Origin of the sequence: Pseudomonas sp. BS-2016 (assembly GCF_001806145.1) — a bacterium.
In the GTDB taxonomy this organism is placed as follows: Bacteria; Pseudomonadota; Gammaproteobacteria; order Pseudomonadales; family Pseudomonadaceae; genus Aquipseudomonas; species Aquipseudomonas lundensis.
Genome location: NZ_MLCT01000009.1, coordinates 57,089 through 69,140 on the forward strand (window position 1 = coordinate 57,089; position 12,052 = coordinate 69,140).

Here is a 12,052-nt window from a genome sequence, read left to right on the forward strand (position 1 = left end):
GAAAAGCCCGGCCTGAGCCGGGCTTTTCTGAACAGGCTAGCTAATAATTACTTAGCTTCTGCTTGAACGGTAGCTTCTACGCGACGGTTCAGAGCACGGCCTTCATCAGTTGCGTTCGAAGCAACTGGGTTGGCTTCGCCGTAACCCACTGCGTTTACGCGACCGGATTCAACACCGTCGTTAACCAGAGCTGCACGAACGGCGTTAGCACGACGCTCGGACAGTTTTTGGTTGTAGGCGTCTGGACCTACGCTGTCAGTGTAACCAGCAACAGTCGTGGTGGTCGCAGGGTACTGCTTCATGAAATCAGCAACGTTGCGGATGTCAGGCATGTACTGCGATTTAACAACCGACTTGTCGAAGTCGAACTTAACGTCCAGCTCAACCTTAACCACTTCAGCGATTGGAGCTTCTGGTTCTGGCTCAGCGATTGGTGCTGGAGCTGGAACTGGAGCAGGAGCTACTTTACCGCCGTTGCCACCGAAGTTTACACCCAGGCCAACAGTAGGCGCGTAGTCCCACTTGCCGTTGTCCAGTTTGTAGTCAGCTTCAACGCCTGCACGGGCGAACAGGTTGTCAGTGATGTACCACTTAACACCAGCGCCAGCAGTCAGGAAAGTAGACTGGTCACGACCGCTGTGGCCGTCAGCTTCTACGTTGGTCATGCTCTTGTGAGCAACACCACCGGAAACGTAAGGACGCAGAGCGTCACCAACGGTGCCGAAGTGGTACTGAGCGTTCAGACCAAAGTTGTCGCCTTTGATTTTCTGGTGGCCAGTGCCGTCGTTCGAACGGGTGTGGTTGGTCTTGTCGTAGGTCAGGTTCAACGAGACGTCGTCGGTCAGGAAGTAACCGATCGATGCGCCTGGGTTGTAACCGTCTTCTACGTGCTTGACGCTGTCGTTGTACTGTTTTTTGTAGAACAGTTCACCCTCGACCGCGCCTTGGCCTTGTGCCAGGGCACCGAACGAAGTTGCGGCTACAAAGGAACCAATGGCAATGCCCAAGGTGTTTTTCAGTTTCATCCGTTAAATCCCCATCTGGTGATTGTAAAGCAGTCCCACATACCGGGGGACAACTCGGCGGCAAGTCTATCAGAACTTACCTACACGTAGAGCTATTTGCGCTGAACTAAGTTTCAGCAATGCCTGCAAATTTCTCACGCAATTTATCAAGAGCACGCTTGTAGCGCATTTTCGTCGCACTCAAACCCATATGCATTATGTCCGCGATTTCCTGAAATTCCAGTTCTGCGACAAATCGCAGCACCAGAATCTCCCGGTCGATCGGGTTCACATGCACCAGCCAGCGATCGAGTCCGCCCTTTTCCTCAGGTTTCGGCGTCTTTTCTTCAGACGCTTCCTCAAGGGGGTCAATACTCAATGCGTCCATCAAGCGACGCTTTCGCCGTTCCTTCCGATACTGCGTAATGCATTCGTTGTAGGTGATGCTATATAGCCAGGTCTTGAATTTCGATTTGCCCTCAAAATTCTTCAAGCCATACAGCACCTTAAGCATTACCTCCTGACAGACATCGTCAGCATCACGATCGTTCCCTAAATACCTTGAACAAACGTTGAACAAAGTGCGTTGGTAACGCCGCATCAACTCTTCATAGGCGCGCGTGACGTGAAACAACTCATCATGCGAGCGCGCCACCAGCTCCTCATCAGAGAGTTCGCGGGGGTCATAGCGCATGGATAGCGATTGGGCTTTATTCAAAACGAGTCGTGCCGACAGTCAGGTCAATGTCCGCCACAGCCGAGAACACAGGCATATTTGCGGCGGCATACATTAGCAGGGTTTGCCGCATCAGCGGCTAGTCACGTGCTGCTCCAGCAAGATCCGATTGGAGATGGAGACTAGCTCACCCTCCTCGGTCAGCAACGTGGTTTTAACCGTGCCGATCTCTTCGATCTGCCCTTCTATCTCGCCAACACGTACGTCTTGCCCAACCTGATACAGCTCACGCACATAGATCCCGGCAAGGATCTGACCCGCAATTTCCCGACTTCCCAACCCCATTGCCAGCGCAACGGCCAGACCAACGGTAATCAAAACGATGACAATCACATGGTTCAGCAGGTCAGTTTTGACCTCAAGCTGACTGATGGCCACTGAAATACTGATGATGATGACCAGCCCCTGAGCCACCCGACCCAGCCCGCCAGCATAATCAAATCCGACGCTTTCGGCCGCGCCACGCACCAGACCGTTGAGCAATTGCGCAAGCAATACCCCCACCAGCAGCACCAGCAACGCACCAAAAACCTTGGGCAGGTAAAGCGTGAAAATGTCCAGCGTAGCTGAAACCCGCTCAAGTCCAAGGGATTGAGCCGCAGAAACGAGGAAAATCAGCAAAATAAACCAGTAGACGATCTTGCCGATCAAGGTGGAGATCGGCACCTGGATCCCCGCACGACCCAGGATTTTGGTCAGGCCGGTCCCGCCCATCAGGCGATCAAGGCCCAGCTTGGCCAGCAACTTCGACAGCAGGGTATCAAGCAGTTTTGCAACCACGAAACCCAGCAATACAACCACCAACGCCCCAAACAGGTTTGGAATGAAGTTGGCAATTTTGGTCCAAAGGGCGGTCATTGCCGTGACCAGGCTCTGGGTCCAGAGATCAAGTTCCATGTTCAATCAGCCTTATCAGCAGGGCGAGCAGCAGGTTTGCGTCGCGAAACGGGCGCAATATGAGCCGAACCGCTGTTCAAAGCAATCATCAGTGCCTGCACCCAACGGCCCAGAAGACTGAAAAGATCACCTGCACCCACTTGGCGGTTTGCAGTTTTCAGTACTCGGCCCAGGCATGCATCGTCGTCACGGGTCGACGGCTCAGCCTTGAGCATTTCACGTAAAGACTGTTCAAACGGATCGTGCATAAGCACCTCTCGGTATGTCAGTGAAAGACGCGGGCCACATCAACGGGGTCACATGCCCACCCTTCACAACCATTGCAACCGGCGATAAAACCACCACTGGCCCACGCCAATAACCAGCATGACGAGGCACGTAACAGCAAAGCCGTAAGGGTCATTGGAGAAGGGAACGCCCCCCACATTGATACCGAGTAATCCGGTAATAAAGGTGATGGGTAAAAAGATTCCGGTCAGTACGCCAAAGCGATACATGATGCGGCTCATGCGCACATTCAGACGCCGATCTTCAGCCTCAAGCACCAGCCCCACGCGCTCGCGGGTCAATTCCAGCTCTTCCAGGTAGCGGGTCAGACTGTTATTCAATTCGTTCCAGTAGTCGGCATCGTCCGCCGTAAACCACGGCAATTTGGTGCGCGTCAGCTGTCCGAAAATATCGCGCTGCGGTGCAAGAAAACGACGCAATGCCGCTGCCCGACGACGGATCTGCAAAATCGCGCCATGCTCAGGGGTGTACCGTTCGTCGGCATCTATCTTGTCCTCCTCGTCATCGACGATTTCAGACAGCTCACCGATCAAATCCTGCACCTTTAATGTCAGGTGCTGAGCCAGATAGAGGATCAATTCAGCGGGATTTTTAGGCCCTTCGCCCTGATCGAACTCCGTCAGCAACTCATCGGTTGCACGCAAAGGGCGCATGCGCAGCGAAATTACCCGCTGCGCACTGCCGAAAATGCGCAGTGACACCATGTCTTCCGGCTCCGCCCCCGGATTTAGGTTCACGCCGCGCAAGAACAGCAGCAGTTCATTGTTGGGCAAAGGCAGCAGACGTGGACGGGTGTTCTCTTCGAGCAGCAAATCACAGCTGAATTCGCTCAGGCCGCTGGCGTTACGCAACCAGCTCTGGGTTTGAGGATGACTGCGATCCCAATGCAACCAGAGGCTTTCATGACTGTGCAACTCAAGGTCATTGAGCTCGGTGCGGGCAATCGGGCGGGCACCGCCCTCGCCGTCCAGCACCAACGCGTGCACCAGGCCCCATTGAGCGTTGTCTTCCTCGAACATCCGTGATCCTTAGCGGTTGCGCCGTTATTCCGGCATTTTCAAAGCAGTGGGCGACACAATGACGCCGTTATTGTCGGCGTAAATGTACTCACCCGGCCGAAACGTCACGCCCGCAAAGGTCACGGCAACATTGAGGTCGCCCAACCCGCGTTTGTCGGTTTTCATCGGATGACTGGCCAGGGCCTGTACGCCCAGATCCGTTTGCGCAATGACGTCGACGTCACGGATGCAGCCGTAAATAACCAGGCCTTCCCAGCCGTTTTTCGCCGCCTTTTCAGCGATCATGTCGCCCAGCAAAGCACGGCGTAGCGAACCACCGCCGTCGACCACAAGCACTTTGCCTTTACCGTCTGCCTCTGCCTGCTCTTTGACCAGTGAGTTGTCCTCAAAACACTTGATGGTCACGATTTGGCCACCAAATGAATCGCGCCCCCCAAAATTGCTGAACATCGGCTCTAGCACTTGAACCTGGTCAGGGTAGGCATCGCACAAATCAGGCGTGATGTAGTGGTTCATGGAAACTCCTTGGGAGAAGACGCTACAGGAAGAAACAAAGGGTTCTAGTGTTATAGACGCCAGCACGCAGCCAAGCTTTAAATGTTGCCCTACAGGTCAGAACACACGCTGGCCCCAGCCACACAATATGACCAAAACCACAAATCGCGTCACATAGTAGCCTCAACCGCTGCCTGTCGGAACCCCAATGGGGTATCGTCGCTTTGTTTGCCAGTGCCGGAGGGCTGCAGCGCTGTGTGGCCGTGTAACCATTCAAGCACCAAAGGCCAAACCTCGGCTTGAGCAGCGTCACTGACCAGCATTTCAGCGTGCCCGAAATCAGAACTGAAACCGTGCGCATGCCCCAACGTAATGAATTTTCGCGCCTCTGAGCCCATTTGGTCATACAACGTGCGGCAAGCCCGCTCCGGCGTTTTCAGGTCACCCGCCGCCGCGACTGCCATGATCGGCAAGCGGACTTCAGCCAGCCCCGCCCACCAGTCACGCTCGGCATCCTTGAAGCGCCCCAGAAAACCGTTCCAGCGTAAGGATTCCAGCGCAATGCCGATCGGTTCATCCTCAGGCCCGCGCTTAAGGCGCGTTCCAGACAGTTGCGCGCAGCGTTTTAGTAATAAATGAGCGCCCCACTCCACCGGCGGTATTTTCAATGGCCAGTAACGGCGATTGATCTGAGTGCCAAAAAACGCAGCGGAGGCTACGGCCGGCTCACCCAAATACTGACCGCCCAGTGCCGCGGCCAATGTGATGCCGCCTTGAGAATGCCCGATCCAGTGCGGGACCTGCCCGCTCTGCTCACGCACAAACGCAGCAATGGCCGGCAGATCGTAACGTGCGTAATCGGCCACGCGATTGTTGCGCCATTGTTGATTACGCACTGAGAGGCCATGGCCGCGCATCTCCGGCAACCACACATCAAAGCCTGCACGGGCCAAAAACGCCCCAAGCCCGACACCTTTCGGGGAGTACCAGAAACGCCGATTGGCAAAACTGCCGTGCAACAAAATCACGGGCACGCCCCGCGCCAGCCCGGCATCTGCCAGGCCCAAGCGGGTGACCGCCAATTCCACGGACACATCCGGGCTATTGGCGGGTTTCAAGCGATACACGTCTTCGCTCAGATCGCCCCGACGCTCGGCGCTGATCAGGGCAACGGGAAATAGATGACTGCTGCTTTGCATAATGCTCTTGCACAAAAAAGGGCGACCCCATACAGGAACTCGCCCTACCACTGCTTATATAAGGACAGGGCAATCACTGGACTGCCCTGCCCCTCATTTAACGACTCAAGCCTTGGCTTGACCTTCAGCCAGGAAGAACCAGGTTTCCAGCACGGTATCCGGGTTCAACGAGACACTTTCAATGCCTTGCTCCATCAGCCAGCGCGCCAGATCCGGGTGATCGGACGGGCCCTGACCACAAATACCGATGTATTTGCCGGCCTTGTTGCACGCCTGGATGGCATTGGACAACAGCTTCTTGACCGCCGGATTACGCTCGTCGAACAAATGCGCGATAACACCCGAGTCACGGTCAAGCCCTAACGTCAGCTGAGTCAGGTCGTTGGAACCAATGGAGAAACCATCGAAGTACTCCAGGAACTCATCCGCCAGAATCGCGTTGGACGGCAGCTCGCACATCATGATGACGCGCAGGCCGTTTTCGCCACGCGTGAGGCCGTTCTCAGCCAGCAAATCGATCACCTGACTGGCTTCGCCCAAGGTACGCACGAATGGCACCATGATTTCGACGTTCGTCAGGCCCATCTCATTGCGCACACGCTTCAGGGCACGGCATTCGAGTTCGAAGCAGTCACGGAAGTTTTCGCTGATGTAACGCGAAGCACCCCGGAACCCCAGCATCGGGTTTTCTTCTTCCGGCTCGTACAGCTTGCCGCCGATCAGGTTGGCGTATTCGTTGGACTTGAAATCCGACAGGCGCACGATCACTTTCTTCGGCGCAAAAGCCGCTGCCAGCGTACTGATGCCTTCGACCAGTTTCTCAACATAGAAACCCACCGGATCGTTATAACCGGCGATACGTTTGTCGACGCTTTCCTTGATGTCCTGCGGCAGACCGTCGTAGTTCAACAGGGCTTTGGGGTGCACGCCGATCATGCGGTTGATGATGAACTCCAGGCGGGCCAGGCCCACACCGGCATTCGGCAACTGCGCGAAGTCGAAGGCGCGATCCGGATTACCGACGTTCATCATGATTTTGAACGGCAGCTCCGGCATGGCATCCACGGAGTTTTTCTTGATGTCGAAGCCCAGCTCGCCTTCAAAAATAAAACCGGTATCGCCCTCGGCACATGAAACAGTGACACCCTGGCCGTCTTTCAACAGTTGGGTGGCATTGCCGCAACCCACCACGGCCGGGATGCCCAGCTCACGGGCAATGATCGCCGCGTGGCAGGTACGGCCGCCCCGGTTGGTCACAATAGCGCTTGCACGCTTCATGACCGGTTCCCAGTCCGGGTCGGTCATGTCGGACACCAGTACGTCGCCCGGCTGCACTTTGTCCATTTCGGACACGTCTTTAATGATGCGGACCTTGCCAGCGCCGATGCGCTGGCCGATCGCACGGCCTTCTACCAGCACAGTGCCGGTTTCCTTGAGCAGGTAGCGCTCCATGACATTGGCCTGAGAACGGCTTTTCACGGTTTCAGGACGTGCCTGAACGATGTACAGCTTGCCGTCATCGCCATCTTTGGCCCATTCGATGTCCATCGGGCACTTGTAGTGCTTTTCGATGATCATCGCTTGCTTGGCCAATTCGCAGACCTCAGCGTCACTCAGGCAAAAACGTGCGCGATCAGCGGGTTCGACGTCGATGACCTTGACCGACTTACCGGCCTTGGCTTCGTCGCCGTAGATCATCTTGATGGCTTTGCTGCCCAGGTTACGGCGCAGGATCGCAGGACGGCCTGCGTCCAGCGTCGGTTTGTGAACGTAGAACTCGTCCGGGTTAACCGCGCCTTGTACGACGGTTTCGCCCAGGCCGTAGGCGCCGGTGATGAAGACCACATCACGGAAGCCCGACTCGGTGTCCAGGGTAAACATCACGCCAGCGGTCCCGGTTTCGGAACGCACCATGCGCTGTACGCCCGCAGACAGGGCGACCAGTTTGTGATCGAAGCCCTGATGCACGCGGTAGGAAATGGCACGGTCGTTGAACAGGGAAGCGAACACTTCCTTGGTCGCACGAATCACGTTTTCTACACCACGGATGTTAAGGAAGGTTTCTTGCTGACCGGCAAAGGATGCGTCCGGCAGGTCTTCGGCGGTGGCTGAAGAACGAACGGCCACTGCCATGTCGGGGTTGCCCTGCGACAAGCTGGCAAATGCCGTGCGAATTGCTTCGTTGAGCTTCTCCGGGAACTCGGCTTCCATGATCCATTGACGGATCTGGGCGCCGGTTTTGGCCAGTGCGTTCACGTCATCAACATCCAGCGCGTCGAGTGCCGCGTGGATCTGATCGTTCAAACCGCTGAGTTCAAGAAAATCGCGATAGGCCGCAGACGTGGTGGCGAAACCACCGGGTACCGAAACACCGGCGCCTGCAAGATTACTGATCATCTCGCCGAGGGATGCGTTCTTGCCCCCCACATGCTCTACATCATGGACGCCGAGCTTATCGAGGGAAACTACGTACTCTACCAAGGTGATCTCTCCACTAACTGTGTTGGAAAAGCTCAGGGCGCTGGACGCTCTACAGGGCGGCATCTCAGCGAATGTGGCCTGGACCTGGAAAATAAGTGACACTGCCTGACACTGAGGCCGACAAAATCGCGCCTATCATATCCAAGAATCGTCACCAGCTTAAGGCCCAAGGCGCAAATGAAACGATCTGCTTTCTTTATCTCCGATGGCACCGGCATCACCGCCGAAACCCTCGGCCAGAGTTTGTTGGCCCAATTCGAAAATGTGACCTTTAGCAAGTTCACGCGGCCTTATATAGACAGCGCAGAAAAAGCGCGGGCAATGGTACAACAAATCGATAACGCCGCCGAAAAAGACGGCGTTCGCCCCATCATCTTCGACACCATCGTCAATCAGGACATTCGTGAAATCCTCGCGACCTCCAATGGCTTCATGATCGATATTTTCTCCAGCTTCCTCGCCCCGCTGGAGCAAGAGCTGGCCGAACATTCCTCCTACTCGGTAGGCAAGTCGCACTCCATCGGCCACAACTCCAACTACATGGAGCGTATCGAGGCGGTGAACTTCGCCCTCGACAACGACGACGGCGCCCGCACCCACAAATACGACAAGGCCGACTTGATTCTGGTCGGCGTCTCGCGCTGCGGTAAAACCCCGACCTGCCTGTACATGGCCATGCAGTTCGGCATCCGCGCGGCCAACTACCCGCTGACCGAAGACGACATGGAAAGCCTGAAACTGCCCGCTGCCTTGCGCGAGCACAAACACAAGCTGTTTGGCCTGACCATCGACCCTGACCGCCTGACCGCGATCCGCAACGAGCGCAAACCCAACAGCCGCTACTCCAGCTTTGCCCAATGTGAATTCGAAGTGCGCGAGGTCGAAAACCTGTTCAAACGCGAAAACATCCCGCACATCAACTCCACGCATTTTTCCGTGGAGGAAATCTCGGCCAAGATCCTGGTCGAGAAAGGCGTGGAACGCCGCTTCAAATAAACCTCGCCTGTCGCACTGCCACCGGCTGCACTACGCAAGCGGATGAGCCCCGAGTGCAGCCTGTTGCAGTGATGACAAAGGCGGGTTTAGATCACCCACTTCTCGACAAACTCATTGACCGGCGTCGACTCAAGCCGTGCCTGGTTGTTGCACAGTTCAACAATCTGCGCGCAACGCTGCCCTGTAAAACGCGTCGCCAGGTTATGCCTGAACTTCTCTTCCAGCAGCACAATGCCTTGCGCCCGGCGCCGACGATGGCCTATCGGGTACTCCACGACCACTTGTTGCGTGCTGGAACCATCAGTGAAAAAGACCTGTATGGCGTTGGCAATCGACCGCTTGTCGGCCTCCAGATACTCCCGGGTAAAACGTGGGTCTTCGACGATGTGCATCTTCTCCCGCAGCTCATCAATGATCGGATGCGCCGCATGGAAATCGTCCTCGTACTGTTCAGCCACCAGATTGCCAAACGCCAGGGGCACGGCGGTCATGTATTGCAGGCAATGATCGCGATCTGCCGCATTGGCGAGTTTGCCCTGCTTGGAAATGATCCGGATCGCCGATTCGTGGGTGGTAATGACGATTTTCTCGATCTCATGCAGCCGATCCCTGACCTGCGGATGCAAGGTGACGGCAGCTTCGCAGGCGGTTTGCGCATGAAATTCCGCCGGAAAACTGACCTTGAACAGCACGTTTTCCATCACATAAGTGCCATACGGCTGCGCCAGCGTGAACGCGCGCTGGCCTTCAGGTTTGAGGGCCAAATCCTTATTGGTATGGCTGAAGAGCACATCATAAAAGCCCCATTGCGGCGCTGTGAGAGCCCCCGGAATGCCCATTTCTCCCCGCAGCGCGATGTCGGCCAGACGCACTCCACGGCTGGTGGCATCCCCCGCCGCCCACGATTTGCGCGAGCCTGCATTGGGCGCGTGGCGATAGGTGCGCAAGGCCTGACCGTCCACAAATGCGTGCGACAGCGCTGACAACAGCTGTTCGCGACCCGCCCCCATCAGCTTGGCGCACACGGCCGTCGAGGCGACTTTCACCAATAACACATGGTCGAGGCCGACTCGGTTGAACGAGTTTTCCAGCGCGATCACGCCCTGAATCTCATGCGCCATGATCATTGCGTCGAGCACGTCGCGCACCGTCAGGGGCGTTTGCCCCTTGGCCACGCGCTGCTGTGAGAGGTGATCGGCCACCGCCAGAATCCCGCCGAGATTGTCCGAAGGATGCCCCCACTCCGCAGCCAGCCAGGTGTCGTTGTAATCCAGCCAACGCACGCAGCAACCGATGTCCCACGCCGCTTTTACGGGATCGAGCCGGTAGGACGTACCGGGCACTCGCGCACCGAATGGCACCACGGTGCCTTCGACCAGCGGCCCGAGGTGCTTGGTGCACTCCGGAAAACGCAGGGCCAGCAAACCGCATCCCAACGTATCCATCAGGCAGTAACGGGCTGTGTTCAGGGCTTCGGGCGACGTGATGCGGTAATTAAGGACGTAATCGGCAATGTCCTGCAAAACCTGGTCATAGTCGGGACGGATATTGAGGTCGACATTGGCGCTCATGGGGTGTCTCCAGAACAGTCAGTGAGTGGTGTGTTCCATCCTCAGGTTTATCGTGATGGTGCAGGTCTCAAGTGCCCGCTCAATAGTGCCTTTGCACCTTGGCCCGTCACCCCCGCCCTTCACCTGACGGAAAAGGGCGGGATGAGGGAAAAGGGTTCACACGGTCAAAAGGAATCGCCCGGCACTCGTACCCAGCCTTCCATCAGCACCCGCGCGCTGCGGCTCATGATGGCTTTGGTGACGGTCCATTCGCCGTTGACCTGCTGCGCCTGTGCGCCGACGCGCAACGTCCCTGAAGGGTGGCCAAAACGCACGGCATCACGGGTTTCGCCGCCAGCCGCCAGGTTCACCAACGTGCCGGGAATGGCGGCCGCGGTGCCAATCGCAACGGCTGCCGTGCCCATCATGGCGTGGTGCAATTTACCCATCGACAGCGCCCGCACCAGCAGATCCACATCCTGCACCTTGACCGCTTTGCCGCTGGACGACACGTAATCCGCAGGTGCCGCTACAAAGGCGACTTTCGGGGTGTGCTGGCGTTTGGCGGCCTCTTCCACAGAGCCGATCAGCCCCATGCGCAGCGCCCCATAGGCCCGGATGGTTTCAAACATGGCCAGGGCCTTGGCATCACTGTTGATGTCGCTTTGCAGTTCCGTGCCGCTGTAACCAATGTCGCGGGCATTGACGAAAATAGTGGGAATGCCAGCATTGATCATAGTCACGTTCAGGGTGCCGACGCCGGGCACGTCAAGCTCATCGACCACATGCCCGGTGGGGAACATGGAGCCACCGGCGCCGTCTTCATCCGCCGCCGGATCAAGGAACTCCAACTGCACTTCGGCGGCCGGAAACGTAACGCCATCCAGCTCAAAATCGCCCGTTTCCTGCACGGCTGAGTCCGTGATGGGGACATGGGCAATGATGGTTTTCCCGATATTGGCTTGCCAGATTCGCACTACGGCAGTGCCGTTCTGCGGAATGCGTGACGCGTCCACCAGGCCGCTGCTGATGGCAAAGGAGCCGACGGCGGCCGACAGGTTGCCGCAGTTGCCGCTCCAGTCCACGAACGGTTTGTCGATGGCGACCTGACCAAACAAATAGTCGACGTCGTGATCCGGTCGCAGGCTCTTGCTCACAATCACCGTTTTGCTGGTACTGGACGTCGCGGCGCCCATGCCGTCGATTTGTTTTTCGTAAGGGTCCGGGCTGCCAATGACCCGCAGCAACAAGGCATCACGGGCCGCGCCCGGCACCTGCGCGATCGCGGGCAAGTCGAGCAGACTGAAAAACACACCTTTACTGGTACCGCCCCGCATATACGTCGCCGGGATTTTTATTTGCGCTGCATAAGCCATGACACAGTCCT

At 56.9% G+C, this 12,052-nt stretch carries 11 protein-coding genes; 1 reads left to right on the top strand and 10 read right to left on the bottom strand.

Annotation, left to right across the window (positions count from 1 at the left end; translation table 11 throughout):
• Nucleotides 1-47: 47 nt before the first annotated feature.
• The 8 genes from BKD70_RS00975 to ppsA all read right to left on the bottom strand — a co-directional run bounded on the left by BKD70_RS00975 (nucleotide 48) and on the right by ppsA (nucleotide 8,119).
• Nucleotides 48-1,025 carry an OmpA family protein gene (locus BKD70_RS00975; protein WP_047276298.1) on the bottom strand — a complete coding sequence of 326 codons (978 nt, stop codon included), beginning with the start codon at nucleotides 1,023-1,025 and terminating at the stop codon, nucleotides 48-50.
• A gap of 106 nt (nucleotides 1,026-1,131) precedes the next feature.
• On the bottom strand, nucleotides 1,132-1,722 hold the full coding sequence (sigX, locus tag BKD70_RS00980; RefSeq protein ID WP_094995084.1) for an RNA polymerase sigma factor SigX: 591 nt from the start codon (nucleotides 1,720-1,722) through the stop codon (nucleotides 1,132-1,134).
• 90 nt (nucleotides 1,723-1,812) lie between these two features.
• Nucleotides 1,813-2,637 carry a mechanosensitive ion channel domain-containing protein gene (locus BKD70_RS00985; RefSeq protein WP_047276302.1) on the bottom strand — a complete coding sequence of 275 codons (825 nt, stop codon included), beginning with the start codon at nucleotides 2,635-2,637 and terminating at the stop codon, nucleotides 1,813-1,815.
• Nucleotides 2,638-2,639: 2 nt separating this feature from the next.
• The gene (locus BKD70_RS00990; protein ID WP_047276304.1) at nucleotides 2,640-2,885 is read right to left on the bottom strand and encodes a hypothetical protein; all 246 of its coding nucleotides are present in this window, start codon (nucleotides 2,883-2,885) and stop codon (nucleotides 2,640-2,642) included.
• Nucleotides 2,886-2,948: 63 nt separating this feature from the next.
• A complete protein-coding gene (locus BKD70_RS00995) occupies nucleotides 2,949-3,944 on the bottom strand; it encodes a CorA family divalent cation transporter (RefSeq protein ID WP_047276305.1) in 996 nt (331 codons plus the stop codon).
• A 24-nt stretch (nucleotides 3,945-3,968) separates the two neighbouring features.
• Nucleotides 3,969-4,460: a ribonuclease E activity regulator RraA gene (gene rraA, locus BKD70_RS01000; RefSeq protein WP_047276306.1), complete on the bottom strand. Its 492-nt coding sequence runs from the start codon at nucleotides 4,458-4,460 to the stop codon at nucleotides 3,969-3,971.
• Between the two features lie 149 nt (nucleotides 4,461-4,609).
• Nucleotides 4,610-5,638 carry an alpha/beta fold hydrolase gene (locus BKD70_RS01005; protein ID WP_080960357.1) on the bottom strand — a complete coding sequence of 343 codons (1,029 nt, stop codon included), beginning with the start codon at nucleotides 5,636-5,638 and terminating at the stop codon, nucleotides 4,610-4,612.
• A gap of 105 nt (nucleotides 5,639-5,743) precedes the next feature.
• Nucleotides 5,744-8,119: a phosphoenolpyruvate synthase gene (ppsA, locus tag BKD70_RS01010; protein WP_047276308.1), complete on the bottom strand. Its 2,376-nt coding sequence runs from the start codon at nucleotides 8,117-8,119 to the stop codon at nucleotides 5,744-5,746.
• Between the two features lie 177 nt (nucleotides 8,120-8,296).
• On the opposite strand from ppsA, the gene BKD70_RS01015 reads away from it, so the two are divergent.
• Nucleotides 8,297-9,115 (top strand): pyruvate, water dikinase regulatory protein, encoded by an 819-nt coding sequence (locus BKD70_RS01015; RefSeq protein ID WP_047276310.1) that lies wholly within the window; start codon nucleotides 8,297-8,299, stop codon nucleotides 9,113-9,115.
• Between the two features lie 86 nt (nucleotides 9,116-9,201).
• On the opposite strand, the gene prpD is transcribed toward BKD70_RS01015, so the two are convergent.
• Nucleotides 9,202-10,686 (bottom strand): 2-methylcitrate dehydratase, encoded by a 1,485-nt coding sequence (prpD, locus tag BKD70_RS01020; RefSeq protein WP_047276313.1) that lies wholly within the window; start codon nucleotides 10,684-10,686, stop codon nucleotides 9,202-9,204.
• Nucleotides 10,687-10,850: 164 nt separating this feature from the next.
• Complete coding sequence (gene prpF / locus BKD70_RS01025) at nucleotides 10,851-12,041, bottom strand: 2-methylaconitate cis-trans isomerase PrpF (RefSeq protein WP_047276314.1); 1,191 nt, start codon at nucleotides 12,039-12,041, stop codon at nucleotides 10,851-10,853.
• Between the last annotated feature and the right edge of the window lie 11 nt (nucleotides 12,042-12,052).

Coding starts and splice junctions, on each gene's coding strand:
- BKD70_RS00975 (WP_047276298.1), bottom strand. CDS start 1,025: ATGAAACTGAAAAACACCTTGGGCATTGCCATTGGTTCCTTTGTAGCC.
- BKD70_RS00985 (WP_047276302.1), bottom strand. CDS start 2,637: ATGGAACTTGATCTCTGGACCCAGAGCCTGGTCACGGCAATGACCGCC.
- BKD70_RS00990 (WP_047276304.1), bottom strand. CDS start 2,885: ATGCACGATCCGTTTGAACAGTCTTTACGTGAAATGCTCAAGGCTGAG.
- BKD70_RS00995 (WP_047276305.1), bottom strand. CDS start 3,944: ATGTTCGAGGAAGACAACGCTCAATGGGGCCTGGTGCACGCGTTGGTG.
- rraA (WP_047276306.1), bottom strand. CDS start 4,460: ATGAACCACTACATCACGCCTGATTTGTGCGATGCCTACCCTGACCAG.
- BKD70_RS01005 (WP_080960357.1), bottom strand. CDS start 5,638: ATGCAAAGCAGCAGTCATCTATTTCCCGTTGCCCTGATCAGCGCCGAG.
- BKD70_RS01015 (WP_047276310.1), top strand. CDS start 8,297: ATGAAACGATCTGCTTTCTTTATCTCCGATGGCACCGGCATCACCGCC.
- prpD (WP_047276313.1), bottom strand. CDS start 10,686: ATGAGCGCCAATGTCGACCTCAATATCCGTCCCGACTATGACCAGGTT.
- prpF (WP_047276314.1), bottom strand. CDS start 12,041: ATGGCTTATGCAGCGCAAATAAAAATCCCGGCGACGTATATGCGGGGC.